The 19,088-nt window shown below is 46.3% G+C and carries 14 protein-coding genes; 8 read left to right on the top strand and 6 right to left on the bottom strand.

The window, feature by feature from the left end; all coding sequences use genetic code 11:
• The first annotated feature begins 7 nt into the window (after positions 1-7).
• Positions 8-2,557, top strand: coding sequence for a glycoside hydrolase family 95 protein (locus B5X68_RS12295; RefSeq protein WP_082214968.1), 2,550 nt, complete (start codon positions 8-10; stop codon positions 2,555-2,557).
• 510 nt (positions 2,558-3,067) lie between these two features.
• Here B5X68_RS12295 and B5X68_RS12285 read toward each other — a convergent pair.
• Both B5X68_RS12285 and B5X68_RS12280 read right to left on the bottom strand, forming a co-directional pair.
• Positions 3,068-3,724 carry a metal-dependent hydrolase gene (locus B5X68_RS12285; RefSeq protein ID WP_082214966.1) on the bottom strand — a complete coding sequence of 219 codons (657 nt, stop codon included), beginning with the start codon at positions 3,722-3,724 and terminating at the stop codon, positions 3,068-3,070.
• Between the two features lie 76 nt (positions 3,725-3,800).
• On the bottom strand, positions 3,801-4,370 hold the full coding sequence (locus B5X68_RS12280) for a Crp/Fnr family transcriptional regulator (RefSeq protein ID WP_082214965.1): 570 nt from the start codon (positions 4,368-4,370) through the stop codon (positions 3,801-3,803).
• A 282-nt stretch (positions 4,371-4,652) separates the two neighbouring features.
• Between B5X68_RS12280 and B5X68_RS12275 the strand changes: the two genes are divergently transcribed.
• From B5X68_RS12275 to B5X68_RS12245, 7 genes are all read left to right on the top strand, one after another.
• Complete coding sequence (locus B5X68_RS12275; protein WP_082214964.1) at positions 4,653-7,085, top strand: ABC transporter permease; 2,433 nt, start codon at positions 4,653-4,655, stop codon at positions 7,083-7,085.
• Positions 7,086-7,096: 11 nt separating this feature from the next.
• Positions 7,097-9,457: an ABC transporter permease gene (locus B5X68_RS12270; RefSeq protein ID WP_082214963.1), complete on the top strand. Its 2,361-nt coding sequence runs from the start codon at positions 7,097-7,099 to the stop codon at positions 9,455-9,457.
• Between the two features lie 6 nt (positions 9,458-9,463).
• On the top strand, positions 9,464-10,180 hold the full coding sequence (locus tag B5X68_RS12265) for a hypothetical protein (RefSeq protein ID WP_082214962.1): 717 nt from the start codon (positions 9,464-9,466) through the stop codon (positions 10,178-10,180).
• 145 nt (positions 10,181-10,325) lie between these two features.
• Positions 10,326-10,850 (top strand): RNA polymerase sigma factor, encoded by a 525-nt coding sequence (locus B5X68_RS12260; RefSeq protein ID WP_082214961.1) that lies wholly within the window; start codon positions 10,326-10,328, stop codon positions 10,848-10,850.
• Positions 10,837-11,676 (top strand): HEAT repeat domain-containing protein, encoded by an 840-nt coding sequence (locus B5X68_RS12255; RefSeq protein WP_082214960.1) that lies wholly within the window; start codon positions 10,837-10,839, stop codon positions 11,674-11,676. Before B5X68_RS12260 ends, B5X68_RS12255 begins: the two co-directional genes overlap by 14 nt.
• Before the next feature lie 25 nt (positions 11,677-11,701).
• Positions 11,702-12,565, top strand: a complete 864-nt coding sequence (locus B5X68_RS12250; RefSeq protein ID WP_082214959.1) for a DUF4097 family beta strand repeat-containing protein — start codon at positions 11,702-11,704, stop codon at positions 12,563-12,565.
• A gap of 5 nt (positions 12,566-12,570) precedes the next feature.
• Positions 12,571-13,404 carry a DUF4097 family beta strand repeat-containing protein gene (locus tag B5X68_RS12245; RefSeq protein ID WP_082214958.1) on the top strand — a complete coding sequence of 278 codons (834 nt, stop codon included), beginning with the start codon at positions 12,571-12,573 and terminating at the stop codon, positions 13,402-13,404.
• Positions 13,405-13,507: 103 nt separating this feature from the next.
• Here the strand turns inward: B5X68_RS12245 and B5X68_RS12240 are convergent, their stop codons facing one another.
• The 4 genes from B5X68_RS12240 to B5X68_RS12225 all read right to left on the bottom strand — a co-directional run bounded on the left by B5X68_RS12240 (position 13,508) and on the right by B5X68_RS12225 (position 19,086).
• A complete protein-coding gene (locus tag B5X68_RS12240; RefSeq protein ID WP_082214957.1) occupies positions 13,508-13,942 on the bottom strand; it encodes a MarR family winged helix-turn-helix transcriptional regulator in 435 nt (144 codons plus the stop codon).
• A 400-nt stretch (positions 13,943-14,342) separates the two neighbouring features.
• On the bottom strand, positions 14,343-16,190 hold the full coding sequence (locus B5X68_RS12235) for a chloride channel protein (protein ID WP_082214956.1): 1,848 nt from the start codon (positions 16,188-16,190) through the stop codon (positions 14,343-14,345).
• Positions 16,191-16,258: 68 nt separating this feature from the next.
• A complete protein-coding gene (locus tag B5X68_RS12230) occupies positions 16,259-17,023 on the bottom strand; it encodes a hypothetical protein (protein WP_082214955.1) in 765 nt (254 codons plus the stop codon).
• Positions 17,024-17,157: 134 nt separating this feature from the next.
• Complete coding sequence (locus B5X68_RS12225) at positions 17,158-19,086, bottom strand: response regulator (protein ID WP_082214954.1); 1,929 nt, start codon at positions 19,084-19,086, stop codon at positions 17,158-17,160.
• Positions 19,087-19,088: the final 2 nt, after the last annotated feature.

Below are 19,088 nucleotides of genomic sequence, written 5' to 3'. Positions count from 1 at the left end.
ACCATTTATGAGATTACTTAAAACGCAACTTTCCGGTGCAGGAAGGACACTCAGCCTTTCCATATGTACATTCATTTTCCTTCATGCCTGCAACACTGCCTTTGCCCAATCCGATCTCAAATTTTGGTATAAACAACCCGCCAGAAACTGGAATGAAGCGCTGCCGATCGGGAATGGCCAAATTGGGGCTATGGTTTTCGGAAGGGTTAGCGAAGAAATTATCCAACTGAATGAAGAAACACTCTGGTCCGGCGGGCCAGTAAACACAAACCCGAATCCAACAGCAAAAAACCACCTGCCCCAAATCAGGACTGCGCTTGCTAATGAAGATTACAAACTAGCCGAAGAGCTCACGCAGAAATTACAGGGGATTTTTACAGAATCTTATGAACCGCTTGGTGATCTCATCATTAAGCAGCAATTCGAGGGACAACCCACTGCCTATAAACGTGACCTGGACATTTCCAATGCATTGTCTTCCACAACTTTCACGGTTGCAGGTGTTGATTACAGCCGAGAGATATTCATTTCAGCGCCCGATCAGGTGATGATTGTAAAGTTGAAAGCGAGTAAAAAGGGTGCGCTCAATTTTACGGCCAGCACGCAGAGCCCGCTTTACTATAATAATGTTGTGATTGCGCAGGATCAGGTGGCAATGAAAGGACAGGCGCCGGCCCACACGGATCCCAGTTATATGCAGACCATGGAACAGCCCGTGGTTTACAATGATCCTTCCAAATGCAAAGGAATGCGGTTTGAGCTGCGCATGAAAGTGAAGGAATCGGACGGAAAAACGATCGCGGACGCAGAAGGCCTGCACATTAGTGATGCAACAGAAGTCGTACTGGTTTTATCGGCTGCGACGAGTTTTAATGGCTTTGACAAATGTCCTGACAAAGAAGGAAAAGACGAATCGCAAATTGCGGAAAAATATCTTTCAGCTGCACAGGCCAAAAGCTTCGAAGCCTTGAAAAGCGAACACATCGCTGATTACCAGAAACTTTTCAACCGGGTTAGCCTTGTCATTAATGGTAATCCTAAAACGGAGCTACCTATGGATGAGCGCCTTAAAGCATACACGGAAGGTGCGAAAGATCCGGGCCTGGAATCACTTTATTTCCAGTTTGGCCGCTATCTGCTTATTTCCAGTTCGCGTCCCGGCGGCATTCCTGCGAATTTGCAAGGCATCTGGAATCGTGAAGTCCGCCCGCCGTGGAGCAGTAACTTTACGACCAACATCAATACACAAATGAATTACTGGATGGTGGAAACGGCAAACCTTTCGGAATTGCACGGCCCATTAATAGACCTGATTGGCAACATTGCCACAACCGGTAAGGAGACAGCCAAAAATTTCTACGGCGCAAAAGGATGGACCCTGCATCACAATTCGGATATATGGGCAACAACCAATCCCGTAAGCGGAAGTCCGTCATGGGCAAACTGGCCCGTGGGCGGCGCATGGTTATGCCAGCATTTGTGGGAACATTATCAGTTTAGCGGCGACAAGGAATATTTGTCCAAAACGGCATATCCATTGATGAAATCGGCCGCAGAATTCTGTCTGGACTGGCTTATCGAGGATAAAAACGGCAAGCTGGTTACCGCTCCATCAACAACTCCTGAAAACATTTTCCTCACTGAAAAAGGCTTTAAAGGTTCTGTTTCAGTGGCAACAACGATGGATATGGCCATCATCTGGGATCTTTTCACCAATCTGATCGAAGCGTCGGAAAGACTGGGAACAGATGCGGAATTCAGACAAATGCTTATTGAGAAGCGCGGCAGATTGTTTCCTATGCAAATCGGAAAAAAAGGCAACTTGCAGGAATGGTATAAGGATTGGGAGGATGTAGAACCGGAGCACAGGCACATTTCACATTTGTTTGGCCTTTTTCCAGGGCGGCAAATCTCCCCGCTATCGACACCGAATTTTGCGGACGCTTCCAAGAGAACAATGGAATTGAGGGGAGATGGCGGTACGGGGTGGAGCAAGGGTTGGAAAATCAATGTCTGGGCGAGGTTACTGGACGGGAATCATGCGTATAAACTGATTCGTGAACAACTGAAACTTACAGGCGTTGAAGGAACTAACTACGCAAATGGCGGCGGAACCTACCCTAACCTGCTCGACGCACACCCACCATTTCAGATCGACGGAAATTTTGGCGGCACATCCGGGATCACCGAAATGTTGCTTCAAAGCCACGACGGCCTCATTAATGTTCTGCCAGCTATCCCCGACAACTGGACAAGCGGAGAAGTGAAGGGAATGAAAGCAAGAGGCGGTTTTGAATTGGACGTCACCTGGACCAACGGAAAAATTACACAATTGATCATCCGCTCCCAACTAGGCGGCAATTGCCGGATCGGTGTTCCCGGCGCGGTTAAATCTGCCTCAAAAGTTGCGTTGAAAGCTGCAAAAGGAGATAATTCCAACGCATTTTACAAAAGCATTCAACCAATGCCTGCTGGCGCGGCAATCGTAAAAGCCGGACGATCAGCATTTGACTTTCCAACCGAAGCAGGAAAAGAATACGTTTTCAAAGCGAAATAGCGGACTGCGGGCTGCAAGTCGTTACATGCCTCCGGCATTCTATCTTTCTGCACATTCATTTCTTGCTACCAATATTGCATCGCTCCGCGATTTGAAGCAATGCTAGACGAATGCAATATTGGTGGCAAAAAAGAGCGAACGCGGTTCGAAAAATGCCGGAGGCCATGCAATATTGGTACCAAACAACAAGGGCGTGGTTCGCGAAAATGCCGGAGGCATGCAATATCGGTAGCAAAAAAGAGCGGACGCGATTCGAAAAATGCCAGAGGCATGCAATATTGGTACAAACAACAAGGGCGTGGTTCGCGAAAATGCCGGAGGCATGCAATATCGGTAGCAAAAAAGAGCGGACGCGGTTCGAAAAATGCCGGAGGCATGCAATATTGGTACCAAACAACAAGGGCATAGTTCGAGAAAATGCCGGAGGCATGCAATATCGGTAGCAAAAAAAAGCGAACGCGGTTCGAGAAAATGCCAGAGGCCGTGCAATATTGGTACCAAGCTCGCGAGTTATATGGAAGCCCTGTTTTTGTCGACAAAATGAGCCAGAGAAAGCACGATCAACTGCAACACGGCGAAGGAAACGAATAGCATTGGGATAGAATTTTCCGGCGGTGGGCCGAACATATTGTAGAAATCGGTGAGCAGGAAAAATGCAACAAGCAGCCAGAAGCCCCATTTGCCCTTGTTACTGATAGCTTTTGTATTCCTATAATAAAGGTAAGCGCCGATCCCAAAAATGATGAGTTCCAGGATCACGGTCGCTTCGAGCGAGTTCCACAAGCCCATTCCTACCTTTGTGCTGGTGAATGGCGTCAGCGGTAAGTCGGCAATGTGTACAACCAGATCCAGAAACCAGTGACTCAGGACCGCCAGCCCCACAATCACTGCGCTTTTCACATCTTTTTTGAAAAACCAATATACAAATGCGGACAGCAAGCCCCATACAATGCCCATGAGCAGACTATGCGTATAAGGATAATGTACAAAATCAAAAGGCGTGACAACGGTAATACCAGGCGTAACCTTCACCTGTTCGACATTCAGCAGCAGCAAAAATGGCCATAGAATGTCGACAAATTCAACGGCTACGAATAATGTTAAAAGCGAGATTTGGGGAGCTGCCTTTTTCACTCCGAACGCTAATCCATAATGACCTATAAACATACAAATGGCTGGTTGATTAATGACTTTACAAAAGTATAATCGACAAGATTAAGGCCACTTGACCTATATCAAGAAATCAGATCAGCTGTTTGCGCCGGATGCGGCTGATGGTTTCGGGCGTCATGCCGAGCATGGAAGCAATGTATTGGAGCGGCACCTGGTTAAAAATTTCGCGGCTATTTTCAAACAACACATTATAGCGCTGCTCAGCGGTCATGGAAAGGAAAGAAAACACGCGTTCTTCCAGCGTCACGAAGCAATGTGCAATGAACAGCTTTTCGGTTTCGTGCCATTTTGGGATGAAATCCCCTATCCGATCATAATCGGCCTTGTCGATGGTATATAATGTTGTGTCTGCAAGCGCCTGAATGTTCCAGCGGGAAGGTTTACTGAATATGAGACTGGACAGATCTGTTATAAAATAGCCTTTTGATGAAATCCACTGCGTCACTTCCCGGTCTTCGAGATTTACATAAACCCGCAGAATGCCCGTTTGGATAAAGCTTAGTTTATTGCAGCTCTTCCCGGTTTTGAGATAGTAATCGCCTTTTTTTACAAATTCCGGCTTGAAAAACGAAGCCACGGTAGTAAGATCGCTTTGATCGAAATCAAAGTAGGATTGCAGGTAATGTTCCAGTTCCGTCATTGCTGAATTGTTATAATTCAAATTTAACAATGCGCTCCCACACCTCAACGTTCCTCCCGGATTTTATGGAGGTCGTAACCCAGTCGGCTTGATGTTAGTGTTGGCCGATTTCGTACAAAAGTGTTCGAATGCGAACGATTCGAATAGAAGGATGCATCCTAATTGCCTTACTAAGAGCTTTTCCTACATTTGGCATATATTTTATACAAAGAACTATGTTATACAATGTACCGTCTGTTAGCCATAAAAAATAAAATATAATCCGTTTCAATCTTCCGCTTTATGTTAAGAAACTATTTCAAAATCGCTTGGCGTAACCTTGTCCGCAACCGCGCCTTCTCCGCAATCAACATTACCGGGCTGGCCATTGGCCTGGCATCCTGCATGCTGATCAGCCTGTATGTGCTGGACGAACTGAGTTTCGATCGCTTTCATGAAAAAGGCGACCGGATCGTGCGCGTTGTATTTAAGGGCGTTATGCAAGGTGGAGAAATGAATGAAGCGCATGTCATGCCACCTACGGCAGCTGCGCTCAAAGCGGACTATCCCGAGGTTTTAGAAGCCACACGGCTAAGAAGAGGCGGCTCGCCGCTGGTGCTGCTCAATCAAAAATTGTACACGGACGACCAACTTGCATTTGTAGACTCCAATTTCTTACAGGTTTTTACATTCCCCCTCATTGAAGGCAATGCAAAAACTGCGCTCCTTCAACCCAATACAATTGTCATTTCGAGGACACTAGCCGAAAAATATTACGGAAAACAGGACCCGATCGGCAAAGTACTGACTTTTAAAGATTGGAAAACGCCTTACACGGTGACGGGCGTGATGGAGGAAATGCCGGCACATTCGCACATCCAATTTGATATGCTTGCTTCCATGTCGTCGCTGGAAGATGCCAAATCTACTTCCTGGATGATTTCGGAGTTCTATACCTACCTCGTTTTGCCGGAAGGTTATGATTACAAACAGCTTAATGCCAAGCTTCCGCAGACGGTGGATAAATACATGGGCCCGCAGCTAAAACAGGCACTGGGCCTCACAATGGCTGAGTTCCGCAAAAAAGGCAACAGCCTTGGCCTGTATCTGCAACCATTGAACGACATTCATTTGCATTCAGATTATCAATTTGACCTGGGCACGAATGGCGATCTGAAATACGTGTACATTTTCAGTGCCATTGCAATCATCATGCTTTTGATCGCGTGCATTAATTTTATGAATCTGTCCACCGCTGGTTCGTCCAAACGCGCCCGGGAAGTGGGTGTGAGAAAAGTGATGGGATCTGAAAAAATTGAGCTGGTTGCCCAGTTTTTGATGGAATCCATTTTGTTAACGGGCATTTCACTGGTTCTGGGAACGATCATATGCCTCGCGGGTTTGCCGTTACTCAATAGCCTTTCCGGTAAAAACCTGGGATTCAGCTTTGAGGCAATTCAAGCTATTTTGCCTGCACTACTCCTTTTTGGTTTGTTTGTCGGAGTTTTTGCGGGCAGTTACCCTGCCTTTTTTCTTTCTTCGTTCAAGCCGATTTCAGTTTTGAAAGGCGGAAGCGCAGCGGTTAAGCTCAATTCCTCGGGCAAAAACATAGGCCTGAGAAGTGGATTGGTGGTTTTTCAATTCTTTATTTCAATCACCTTAATGGTCGGCGCCACGGTGGTTTACCAGCAATTGAAATTTATTCAAAACAAAAAACTAGGGTATGATAAAGACCAGGTTCTGGTTGTTCCGGCCTGGGCGCTAGGCAAAAATCTGCCTGTTTTTAGGGATGAACTACTGCGTGATTCACGGGTTAGCAACATTAGTTTATCCGGTTATGTGCCTGCCGGACCGTCGGATGGCAATAACTATATGATCTCGCCGGAGAACAATTCTTCGCAGCTTTTGAAAACGCTTCGCTATGAAGTCGACTACAATTACCTGGCCACTTTGGGAATGCAAATGGTTGAGGGGCGCAATTTTTCCAAGGATTACGGAATGGATTCAACCGCGATAATCCTTAACGAAACAGCCGCAAAAGCGCTCGGATGGCAGAACGATGCCCTCGGCAAGATCGTTTCGCGCCGCAACAATGAAGGCAAGGGCACCGACTATCGCGTAATCGGGATTGTAAAAGATTTTCATTTCAAATCATTGCGTGAAAAGATTTCACCCCTTGTGATGACATTGAATCAGGGGTATGGCTGGATGATCATTAAAACAAAGAATAAGGAAGTTTCTGGCTTGCTTGCCAAAATGCAAAATCAATGGGACAGCTTCAAACCCGACCTGCCTTTCACCTATTCGTTCCTGGACGAACGATTTAATGAGACTTATAAAACGGAACAAAAAACGGGTCAGATACTCGGGCTTTTTGCCGGACTAACCATTTTCGTGGCCTGTATGGGACTTTTCGGACTTGCGATTTTCACTGCCGAACAGCGGACGAAAGAGATCGGCGTCCGCAAGGTTTTAGGTGCTTCCGTGGCGGGTATTGTTGCGCTGCTTTCGAAGGATTTCATCAAACTCGTCCTCGTCGCGATTGTGATAGCACTGCCCGTTTCCTGGTGGATGATGAGCCGCTGGCTGGAAGATTTTGAATACAAGATTGCTATTTCGTGGTGGGCGCTGGCATTGGTAAGCCTGCTTTCCGTGGCGATAGCGCTGCTTACAGTATCGTTTCAGTCGGTTAAGGCTGCATTAATGAACCCGGTCAAATCACTTCGTTCGGAATAATCTTTCAGGCCATGTTAAGACATAACTTTCTGGTCATTTACCGGAGCTTCAAACGGTTCAAAAGCACTTTCTTCATTAATCTGGTGGGGTTATCCGCCGGATTAGCATGCACATTGCTCATCTATTTATGGGTTTCGGACGAGCTTAAAATAGATAAATTCCACGCAAATGATGCGCAGCTTTTCCAGGTTTTGGAAAATCGCGTGCAGGCCCACGGAATCATCACCTCTCCCACCACATCCGCGCCCATGGCCAAAGCGCTGGCCGCTGAGATGCCGGAGATCGAATATGCAATTTCCTCGAAAAACATTGAAACAACATTGTCTGTCAAGGACATAGATATTAAAGCAAAGGGAAAATACGTAAGCGGACCTTTTTTCAAACTCTTTTCTTACCAGCTGATCGAGGGAGCCGAAGATCAGGTGTTGACGGATAAAAACGCCATTGTCATTTCAGAAAATCTGGCACAGAAACTGTTCCATACGACCGAAAACCTTATTGGAAAGGTCATTGAATTGCGGCACGAAAAGCAATATACAATTTCCGGTATTTTCAAAGATGTCCCAGAGCAATCATCTGAGCAATTTGATTTTCTGACATCGTTCGAGATTTATATGGACTTGCGCGGGGAAAACGCAAACTGGTTTAACACCGATCCGCAGACATTTGTCATGCTTAAAAAGGGCACCAATGTTGCAGCGTTCAACGCAAAGATCGTAGATTTTGTGAAGGCCAAAAGCAACGGTGATAACAAACACCGCACTGCTTTCCTCACACCCTACTCCGAACGTTACCTGTATGGGCGCTACGACAGCGGTGTGCGCGCAGGCGGGCGCATTGAATACGTCCGGTTATTCTCCATCATCGCGATCTTCATCCTTAGCATTGCGTGCATTAATTTCATGAATTTGTCAACGGCAAAAGCCTCCGGCAAATTAAAGGAAGTAGGCGTAAAAAAGGCAATCGGGGCAAGCAGAAAAGCATTGATTTTTCAATATTATCTCGAATCCGTGCTTATGGCGATGCTCTCGCTGGCAGTGGCAATGCTCATTGTATGGGCTGCATTGCCGCAGTTTAATGAGATTACTGATAAAAAACTAAACCTTGTCCTAAGTCCTCATGTGATCTTGTCGTTCCTGGCAATCACACTTTTCACAGGTCTCGTTTCGGGTAGTTATCCTGCGCTTTATTTGTCGGGTTTTAATCCTGTTGCGGTTTTGAAAGGCAAATTAACGACGTCGCTGGGCGAAATATTGGTAAGAAAAGGCCTTGTGGTTTTTCAGTTTGCCTTGTCCGTGATCCTGATCGTCTCGGTGCTGGTTGTTTACAAGCAAATTGAATTTGTCCAATCTCAAAATCTGGGCTATAATAAAGATAACATTCTTTATTTTGAACAGGACGGTAAGCTGGAAGATGCAAAGAACGCCGAAATGTTTGTTTCTGAAATGAAGAAAATCCCCGGAATCGAAAGCGCTTCTACCATGGGTCACGATTTGACAGGGCATAATTCCGGAACTTCGGGTGTTGAATGGGCAGGGAAAGATCCCGAAAACCGGACTGAATTTGAAAACGTCAGCGTTCATTACGACATGATGGAAACATTACACATGCAAATGGTGGAAGGCCGGGCATTCGACAGGTCTTTCGGGGCCGACAGTTCGAAGATCATCTTTAACGAGACGGCCATCAAATTCATGGGTATGAAAGATCCTATTGGCAAAACAGTGAAACTTTGGGGCGAAGACATGCAGATCATCGGAGTTGTTAAGGATTTCCATTACGAATCACTGCACGAAAGGCTCAAACCTGTTTTGATCCGGTTAAGCCCGCAATCAACATACACTTTCATGGCGAAGATCAAGGCTGGCAGGGAGCAGGAAGTAATTGCGCAACTCATGCAGCTGCATACGAAACTGAACCCTGGATTTGCCATGGAATACAGGTTTCTCGACGATGAATACAAGCACCAATATGTCTCAGAACAACGCGTTTCGGTTTTATCAAGGTATTTCGCCGTGCTGGCCATCCTGATTTCCTGTCTTGGGTTATTTGGCCTCGCAGCATTTACGGCGGAGCGGCGGCTCAAAGAGATCGGGATTCGCAAAGTGCTGGGTTCCGGCGTATTGAGCATTGTTTATTTGTTATCCAGTGACTTTACCAAATCCGTCGCCATAGGAATCACTATCGCACTCCCCGTGAGCTATTATATGGCCAGTCGCTGGCTTCAGGGTTTTGCGTTTAGCATTGATCTGGAATTGTGGTATTTTGCGCTGGCGGGAATCGTGGCACTGCTTATCGCCTGGCTTACAGTAGGTTCACAGGCAATAAAAGCCGCGAATGTTAACCCATTACAATGTTTGAAAAGCGAATAAATAGCCATGTCTGAAACTGTTGAATCATATTTCGGAAAATGTCTTTTAACCCAAGTTTCTAATTTTTACAAAGATCCAATCAAAAACGAGGCTGAGGGAATTGCGGCAAACGGCGTTGTGGAAGCGGAAAAAGTGCAGGTCATTCATTATCCAGACTGCCAGCAGTTGGTTTTCCACATGCCCAAATATGCCTACGATGCGGGCTCCTACCTGCTGATCGACAATGCTACCGGTGCGATGATAGAGGATTTGCAAGTAAAGGACCGGCTGAATGGCGGCACAATGATGCTGATTGACACGCTTCCTTACAAGCCCGGCTCCTACACCATTGAAGCTTCCTGGCCGGATGGATGGACGCATCAGATTTGTTTTACAAAGCTTGAAGAGACCAATCCAAGTTCCATCAGCGTTGGTTCGCGTCAACCTTCAAATGATTTGCCCAACAATCCCATGCCGGTTGTGAATTACGTTCAGGATGGCCGTGGCGGGAAAATTTTTTACCGTAATGGTGAGATTGCGATTGGGTTTGACTGGGAGTTTGCCGGAGGAAATGCAGTTGTTATCATTTTTATTCCCGAGGAAAAACATTGGGAGGCCCAAACCAAAACGTCTCCGGCAAGCCGGGACGAAATTATTAAGCATGTAGCCAATCGAGCCATTGAAGACAAAGCCCCTGGTTGCCGCGCCGAAATATATGCCGACCATATTAGCATTGTTCGCTAACATTAATATGCTCATCCGCAATGCATTAGTGTTTATCAGGAAAAATATTCCTAAATTCCTGTAACCTTTTCCCACTCTTCCAGTTCTCACAACAGGATCACCACAAAAGACAAACCGTTTGAACACGCTGACAGATAATTCACTCATGCTGAGGGTTAAGGCCGGGGATCTGGACAAGATGGGCTTGCTCTTCGAACGGTACAACCGACCCTTGTTCGCGTTTTTTTATCACATGACGCACAAGAGGGACGTAAGTGAGGATCTCGTACAGAATGTGTTTTATAGAATGCTCAAATACAAGCATGCGTTTACAGGCGAAGGGGAATTTCGAACGTGGATGTATCATTTGGCAAGAAATATCCTGAACGATTCAGTAAAGCAGAACAGGTCTTCTGACCATTATGATGTGAGTGAAATGGCTGATAAACTAGGCGGTGGAACCTTGGCTGATGAAGGTTTTGAAAAAAGAGAAGATGTCGATTTCCTGCACAAAGCAATGGCCGGACTCAGCGACGACTACCGTGAAGTGCTTGTCCTGAGCAGGTTTCAGGAAATGAAGTATGATGAGATCGCAAAGGTTTTGAATATCAACGAGGGAACAGTTAAGGTGCGGGTCCACAGGGCATTGGGAGAGTTGAAAAAAAAGTTTTTTACAAATGAAAGACGATAAAGACATGAGTTGCGAACATGCAAAAGATAAATTGGAAGACTGGCTTCACAACGACCTGGACAAAGCGGACAGGCTGAGTGTAGACAAACATCTTGCCGAATGTGTGAATTGCCAGGAAGAATTTGCAGCCGATAAACAGCTCTGGGAAAGCCTGGCTAAAATGAAGGTTCCCGAGCCACGCGAGGAAATGCGGGTCAACTTTTATGCCATGCTGGATAATTTTAAAGCAGCGGAAGCGACAAACAAGCCTTTTTCTTTCCAAACATTAATTGAAAAACTTCGGGATATCGTACTCCCGCAATGGACTGTCCAGGTCGCTTTTAGCCTGCTACTCGTTGGATTAGGCTGGGTAATCGGCAATAAGACAAGCCAGAACAATGTGTCTTCAACTGCCTATCAGCAACAAATTGAAACACTGGCCACGCAGGTTGAGGATATGAAGAGCAACATGATGCTGGCGCTGATAGAAAACCCTTCGGCCACGGAAAGGCTTCGGGCTGTGAGTTACACGAGCGACATTACGCACGCCGACGAAAAGGTGATTGACGCCCTTTTTACCACATTAAATAACGATCCGAACGTAAATGTGCGCCTCGTGGCTCTGGAAGCGCTGACGCAATTTGCAAAGGACGCGGCTGTCAGGGAAGGTCTGGTTAAATCGCTTGCATTGCAGGATTCTCCAATGGTACAGGTCGCTTTGGCGGACGTGATGGTCAAATTACAGGAAAAAGGCTCGGTGAAGGAGTTGCGCAAATTACTCGATAAAGAAGGATTGAATGATCTGGTGAAGAACAAAATCGAGCAGACTATCAAGGACTTATCTTAAATAAACCATAATCCAACTGTTAGCTATGAAATATTTTGCAATCCCCTTATTAGCGGGAGCGGTGCTTTGTTGTACCCAGGCTCCCGCACAAAAGCTCGAATTCAAGGAGCATGTGAGTAAAGAATTTAGCTTGTCGCAGAATGCCTCTGCTAATGTGCTGGCCATCTACAACATTAATGGCTCCATCAAAGTGGAAGGTTATAATGGAAACAAGGTTTTGATTGAGATCGATAAAACCATTACCGGCAAAACCAACGATATCCTGAACAAGGGCAAGCAGGAATTTAAGTTGAATTTTGATCAGAAAGCAGACAGCATTACGGCCTACATTTCCGAACCGTTCGACTCGCGGCCAAATCACGGGAGAAGAAACTGGGACGGCCCTAAAATCGAATACAACTTTGAACTTGACTTTATTGTAAAGGTGCCATTTGCGATGAATTTACACGTCTCGACGGTAAATGGCGGCGATGTGGATGTGAAAGACGTTACAGGCACATTAGGGGTCAATAATGTGAACGGCGCAATTACGATTGAGAATGCAAAAGGCGCTGCAATTGCCCGGACCGTTAACGGCAATGTCACTGCCAATTACGTTTCGCTGCCGCCGGGAGAATCCGATTTCAAGACATTGAACGGGGATATCAAGATCAGCTATCCTCCGGCCTTTTCCGCCGATTGCCAGTTTAAAAGCTTCAACGGTGAATTTTATACAGACTTCCCAAATACGGAATCGCTTCCGGTGAAAGTGGTCAAAAATGAGGAGACCAAGCCGAATAAAACGGTTTACAAACTCAGCACCGAAACCAGGATCCGCATCGGAAAAGGCGGGCCAACCTACAAGTTCGAAACATTCAACGGGAATATTTATATTAAAAAACAATCATAACAAAAATGAAAACCAACCAATTACTGACCCTCTCGATTGCTGCGTTGCTAGCGTGTTTCGCCAGCCCGGTCAATGCGCAGACAGGCGCCAAAGAGCAACTCGTTGTCCCATTGTCAGACGCTGGAAAACCGGGATCTTTACAAGTAAACCTGATCAACGGGACCATTCGGGTTACGGGCTATTCGGGCAACCAGGTCGTGATTGACGCAGTTGTCAAGAACGATGAAAATGCTGAAAAACCGAAGAACGAGGCGGCCGGCGGAATGAAAAGAATTTCCCGGAGCGGCGGTCTTGAACTCACGGCTACGGAGGAGCATAATGTTGTAAAACTGACAACAAAAATGGTCAATACAACGATGCTTTTGGAGATCAAAGTGCCACAGAAATTCGGTCTTAAAGTGGGCACGGTAAACAACGGCGACATTGTCATTGATAATGTTTCGGGAGAGATGGAAATACAAAATGTGAACGGCGATATCACGCTTACCAACATCTCAGGTTCGGCTGTGGCGAACACGATAAACGGGACATTGAAAGCAAATTTCAAGACCATTGACACGTCGTCACCGATGGCTTTTTCGACACTCAACGGCAACGTGGATGTGACCATTCCGGCAACTGCAAAGTTCGATGTAAAGCTCAAATCCGACCGCGGAGAAATTTACAGCGACTTCGATGTGGACGTGGATAAAAGCACTCCCCAAGCGACTCGCACGGCTAAGGATGGCATGTACAAAGTTTCGATCGATGATTGGGTAAAAGGGAAGATTAATGGCGGCGGAAGCGAAATCATGATGAAGAATATGAACGGCAATATCTACGTGCGAAAAGCGAAATAAAACCGCCTTTACACGCTGGAAATGCCTAAACCCACCGATGCCCTCAGGCATTCCGGTGGGTTTTCCTTTTCGTGTATGAAATGCTCCTCATATTGGCCCGCTTCTATTCAATTGTGCCGCCCAATTCCAGGAGTATTTTTGAGATCTCATCCAGTTTTTTGGTTTTGACAGGCGCCAAAATCTGGTCCGCTAAAACTTCGGCAGTTGCGGTTGCATCCGTTAGCACGCGCTTGCCAGCATTCGCCAGCTTTACATAAGACACCCGCGCGTCACGGCTGTTCGCCTCACGTTTCACCATTCCCAACTTCTCCAAAGGCGTTAGCATTCTGGTAATTCCCGAGGCAGTTAAACCAATTTTTTCAGCCAAATCTACACGCCGCATCTTCTCATCTGGCGCTTCACCGAGATGAAACAAAATTAAAAACTCATTCAAACTGATGCCGTGGCCGCTCAATTTTGAATCGAATCGCTTGGTAATCAAGGCCTGAACCGTCGTGAGGTTCAGGAACAATTTTAAAGGCTGTGCTATGGTTGACATATGATTGACCTGTATTTGTTGTATTGTTGATTAATAGTTGAGTAATCAAGTATAATGCAAATATATAACAACTTTAAAGCATTGTCAAACAATCATTTGCAAATATTTAAATCAAAAAGTGTGTTTTTAACGGCTCTGACAACGATTTCTGAAATGTTTCACGTGGATCGTTTTCCTTGGGCTTAGCTGCGGCGTTCTAAGCTAATTTTCAGCACGTAATGATGACAGTTACAGTGAGGTTTTTAATGCAAAAACGCATGCACCGGAGCATCAACTCCGTCACAGGTCTCCGTCATTTCACATTTGATACGTAACCATTTTGGCTACCAAGATTACATGCCTCCGCCGTTGCGCGTTTGATATGACGACATTGAATTTGAAGATGATCTTTTCAGCTCTTTTATCCTGAATGTGCGCGTAGTAATTGGCGGTAACTGTTCAGGATTGCGGACTTGGAGATGAACCCGACAAACTCTCCGGAAACTTTCACCACAGGCAGGTTCCATGCGCCGGTGTCGTCGAACTTCTTGATCACGCTGACCACACTGTCGAAGTCGCTGATCACAACCGACGGGACTTTCATCAAGTTGGAAACGGTCAGCATATCGTACAGATCCGGGTTGAACAGCAGCGGCCGGATGTCGTCTAGGGAAATGGTGCCAAGCAGCTTTTTGTCCTCGTCCACCACCGAGATCATATTACGTTTTCCTACCCTCACCAGCTCCGCAAGTTCTTCGCGCGTCGCGTGTGCATTAATGGTCTGGACATCCTTATCGATCAGGTCAAGAATGTGCAGAAGCGACAGCAAATTCCGGTCGTGCTCGCGGGTGAAAATCTTGCCTTGCTCTGCGAGTTTTTTTAGGTCCGGCGAGATGGGTGAAAACCATTTTGCCATCAGAAATGAAATGACAGAAACGATCATCAACGGAATGAAAAGATCGTAGCCGGATGTGGATTCGGCGATCAGGAATATTGCGGTCAAGGGCGCGTAAAGCACGCCGCTCATCACGCCCGCCATGCCCACAATGACGAGGTTATTCATGGGAACATCGGTCACGCCAAGCTGCACGCAAACCAGGGCGAACACATAACCGAGCGAGCCACCCGCAAAGAGCGAAGGAGCAAAGTTCCCACCATTACCACCACTGAAAATGGTGATCGAAGCGGAGAATGCTTTGAGCAAACAAATCAATGCAACGAACACCACAACGACCCACTCACGGTAACCAATGAAGCGAAATAGGCTGTTGTCGATTACGGATTGAATTTGCCCGTTTGTAATCGCTTTAATAGTGTCGTAACCCTCGCCGAACAGCGGCGGATACAGCACGCACAGAACGGACAGGATCGCACCGCCAAGCATGGCTTTTTGAATGCGGGTAAGTTTGAGTCCGTGAAAAAACTCATCAATGTATTTGGCAATTAAAACAAAGTATCTGGCGTAAAGTCCACATAGCACACCCAGCACCAGATAGAAAATGATGTTATGATAGTCGAACGGGTTTCGTGTTTTGAATAAAAACAGCACATTTTCCTGCAAGAGGATTTTTGATACAAGGCTTCCGCATACGGCTGCGACAACGAGCGGAATAAAATCCGAGAAAACGACACCTGTGAGCAGGATCTCAAAAGCGAACATCATACCCGCAATGGGCGCGTTGAATGCCGAAGCAATTCCCGCGGTTGCTCCCGCGGCAAGGAGCAGCGTGCGCTCACGATAATCCAGCTTATAGGTCTGGGCGAAATTAGAGCCAATTGCTGCGCCAGTAACGGCGATGGGGCTTTCCAAACCAGCCGACCCTCCCAACCCTACGGTGATCGCACTCTGGACAATCTGGGAATACATTTTGACCGAAGAAACCACACTTGAATTCTGGGCGATTTCGTACAGGATAACCGGGATGCCTTTTTTGTCCTGACCTTTAAACACAAAAATCACAACGATTGTCGTGATCACAATGCCGAGAAAGGGAAACAAGATGTAAAAGAAAACCTGCTGCTCAAAGAAAACTTTGTAAGTGATCACATAGTGAATGTAGTGAACGAGCGATTTGAGGATCACGCCCGCAAGGCCGCAGGTTATGCCGACCAAAATACCCGACAAGATCAAAAACTGCGACCGTGTGAGCACACTTTTCAGCCAGAAAAGCACAATTTCGTAACTGCGTGCCTTGTTGAGGCTGTATCTGAGAAAGTTTCTTCTAAACTTTAAAAACCCGAATAATCGCTTAATGTTGCTGTTGTTCACAATTTACCGTTTTGGGTCCGCCGGAAAAACCGGAGTGCCGGAACGCCGGCGGACTTCCATTTTCAATGCTAGTTAGCACGGGCAAGCTGAACTTCCAACTTAATGTCAACATTACGGTCATTGCCGTTGTAACGCGAGTTATAACCGCCCGAACCGATGCCAACACCCATTCCGCCGCCCATTCCAATTCCTCCCCCTAAACCTATGCCAATGCGGGGACTGAAGCCGGACTGAGACGATTGTCCGTCCACCTTGATGTTAACGCCCAACATCGCAGTTTCCTTTGCATTCACACCCATAAGGCTAAACGGGATCGCAATTTGCTCCGTAAGCTCACCGTTTTGGTCCATCAGGATCTTGGACTTGATGCTGCCGTCCTGTGCAACCAGGTTGATAAAATGCTGGCCTTGCTTGTCCTTCCATACCGCTTCCTTATTATAAGAATCCAGAAGCAGATCCAGGCCCAGGCTATTGGGAAGGTCGGTGTCAACGCGTTTGAGTGCTTTCCTGTCCTCTTTCATCACGACGGGAAATAATAGAGAGTACTGATCTTTTTTCTGTCCGTCCGGGCTGAAGGAGATTTTGAGGCCGCTGGAAAGAATGTTTTGAATGGTTGTCGGATCCTTTGTTTTCAGTGTCAGGTAAACGTAATGTTCATCATTAATGATGCCGTATCTGAGCCTTGATTTCTGATCCTGCTGATCTGGTTTGATTTCATCCACGTATGAGAAGGGCGCGTTCCATTTTGACTCGTAAGTCATCGTTTTAGAGGAACTGCATCCCGCGAGGGCAACTAGCAACAGCAGAGACCAACTGTTTCTTGTGATTTTCATTTTGTCTTTAAATAACGATTATGACTAATTTTATAAACGAAATCCTTCAATTAATCATTACGGCAAACAAAAATAAATCGTTGCAATATCATGCCGCCGTACCAAAACTGTGGAATAAGTTTCCGGCACATAACCTAGTCCCGGCCATCTTGCCCGAGCAAAATAGCGATCTTCTTATGCAGTTTTTCGGGTTCAAACGGTTTCGATAATGTATCATTCATGCCCGATTCCAGCGCTTGCTGCACCTCTTCGGGTAACACTGTGGCCGAGAGAGAAAGTATGGGCGTTTTAACCATGAGTTGATTGCGGGCAAAGCTGGCTGCCTGAAAACCGTCCATTTCCGGCATGCGGGTGTCCAGAATGATGAGGTCAAAAATCCTTTCCCTTAATGCGTCGACGGCTTCTTTTCCGTTCAGCACCATGGTTGTATCCAGCATCCAGGTTTTCAGGTATTTTTTTAGAAGCAGCGCATTAATAGGGTTATCCTCGGCTACAAGCACGGTTTTGCCGGTAAAAGGCGGCAGGTCCTGGAATGCAATCGCGGGTTTTATTTCAACGCTTTTTTCATTTGCATCCGGCAGGATCAGCGTGAAGAAAAACTGGCTTCCTTCGTTTGCCTTGCTGTTCACTTCGAGTTCGCTGCCCATGAGGCGCACGAGTTTTTGGGAAATAGTAAGTCCCAGGCCTGTTCCCCCATATTGATGCGAGATGTTTTCGGATGCCTGTCCGTATTCCGAGAAAATGTTGGCCAAATGCTCGTCGGACATCCCTATTCCGGTGTCTTCGACGCTAAATTTTATTTTATGGCCTAGCTGTGTTTCAGAGACCAGCTCCATTTTGCAATCTACCTTACCGCTTTGTGTAAATTTTAATGCATTCCCAAGCAGGTTAAGCAGGATCTGATTAAGCCGCATGCCGTCTACCATGACACATTCAGGCAGCCGCTCGTCGGTAATGAGGTTTAATTTCAGATTTTTTTCATCTGCTTTAAATCGCATCAGATCAATGATGCCTTTGCCGAGCACACGGAGGTCTGTGGACGTGGGGATGATCGAGAATTTTCCTTCGTCTATTTTTGAAATGTCCAGAATGTCATTGAGAATGTTCAGCAGCGAGCCGGACGATTGGCGCAGCATGTTAATCAGGTCGCGCTGAGAGGTGTCCAGTTGCGTCGCGCTGAGCAGGTTACCAAGTCCGATGATGCCATTCAGCGGCGTGCGGATCTCATGGCTCATATTTGCCAGAAAAGCTTCTTTTACCTTCCTTGCTTTCTCTGCCTGGCTTTGCGCGTCAATCAATGCTCTTTCGTGGGCTTTTCTCTTTTCCACATCATGCAAATTCACGAACAAAAGCCTGTTTTTGTACATAATCCTCAATTCCAGCCAAACCGGCTGCCTTAACCGCCCGAAAAACCGGTCTTCCACCACATTTGTTTCCCCTCCGATGTAACTTTTTTTAACCAAAACTTCACGTAAGGATGAATTCAAAGGATCGACCAGCAGGTCCAGGATCGTTGTCCCTACCAGGTGATTCGGCGACACGCCAAGGATTTTTTCAACAGAAGGATTTACTGAAATGATATTGCCCGTCTCCGGCTCAACAGTCGCAATAATGTCCGGAGAATTAAGAATGATGGTTGCGTAATTTTCCAGCAGCTTATTTTTATCACGGATCTCTTTCTGACTTCTCGCCAGCCTGATCAGCGAATCAACTTTGGCATTGGTAATATATGGATCAAGCGGCTTGTATAAGTAATCGATCGCGCCCGTTTTCAGTCCGCGCACCGCATAAGTAGTCTCTTTTGAGATTGCGGTTACAAAAACGATGAGTATTTCTTTGGTCTTAGGATTGGATAACAATGTTTCGGCAAATTCGAAACCATCCATGCCGGGCATTTGAACGTCCACGAGCGCAACCGCAATTTCATTTTCCCAAACCATCCGCAATGCTTCGTTTGCGGAAGTGGTCGAGTAAATTTCAATATCATCCCTGCTGAGAATTGCCTTTAAAGAAATAAGGTTTTCTTCGCGGTCATCCAGCAGCAGAATTTTTGTGTTTTCCATTT

The sequence above is a fragment of the Dyadobacter psychrophilus genome (genome assembly GCF_900167945.1).
Taxonomy (GTDB): domain Bacteria; phylum Bacteroidota; class Bacteroidia; order Cytophagales; family Spirosomataceae; genus Dyadobacter; species Dyadobacter psychrophilus.
This window is presented reverse-complemented; position numbering and strand designations above follow the sequence as displayed.

Excerpts from the sequence above, each read along its gene's own strand:
- B5X68_RS12295 (WP_082214968.1), top strand. The coding sequence starts at position 8 with ATGAGATTACTTAAAACGCAACTTTCCGGTGCAGGAAGGACACTCAGC.
- B5X68_RS12285 (WP_082214966.1), bottom strand. The coding sequence starts at position 3,724 with ATGTTTATAGGTCATTATGGATTAGCGTTCGGAGTGAAAAAGGCAGCT.
- B5X68_RS12280 (WP_082214965.1), bottom strand. The coding sequence starts at position 4,370 with ATGACGGAACTGGAACATTACCTGCAATCCTACTTTGATTTCGATCAA.
- B5X68_RS12275 (WP_082214964.1), top strand. The coding sequence starts at position 4,653 with ATGTTAAGAAACTATTTCAAAATCGCTTGGCGTAACCTTGTCCGCAAC.
- B5X68_RS12270 (WP_082214963.1), top strand. The coding sequence starts at position 7,097 with ATGTTAAGACATAACTTTCTGGTCATTTACCGGAGCTTCAAACGGTTC.
- B5X68_RS12265 (WP_082214962.1), top strand. The coding sequence starts at position 9,464 with ATGTCTGAAACTGTTGAATCATATTTCGGAAAATGTCTTTTAACCCAA.
- B5X68_RS12260 (WP_082214961.1), top strand. The coding sequence starts at position 10,326 with ATGCTGAGGGTTAAGGCCGGGGATCTGGACAAGATGGGCTTGCTCTTC.
- B5X68_RS12255 (WP_082214960.1), top strand. The coding sequence starts at position 10,837 with ATGAAAGACGATAAAGACATGAGTTGCGAACATGCAAAAGATAAATTG.
- B5X68_RS12250 (WP_082214959.1), top strand. The coding sequence starts at position 11,702 with ATGAAATATTTTGCAATCCCCTTATTAGCGGGAGCGGTGCTTTGTTGT.
- B5X68_RS12245 (WP_082214958.1), top strand. The coding sequence starts at position 12,571 with ATGAAAACCAACCAATTACTGACCCTCTCGATTGCTGCGTTGCTAGCG.
- B5X68_RS12240 (WP_082214957.1), bottom strand. The coding sequence starts at position 13,942 with ATGTCAACCATAGCACAGCCTTTAAAATTGTTCCTGAACCTCACGACG.
- B5X68_RS12230 (WP_082214955.1), bottom strand. The coding sequence starts at position 17,023 with ATGAAAATCACAAGAAACAGTTGGTCTCTGCTGTTGCTAGTTGCCCTC.
- B5X68_RS12225 (WP_082214954.1), bottom strand. The coding sequence starts at position 19,086 with ATGGAAAACACAAAAATTCTGCTGCTGGATGACCGCGAAGAAAACCTT.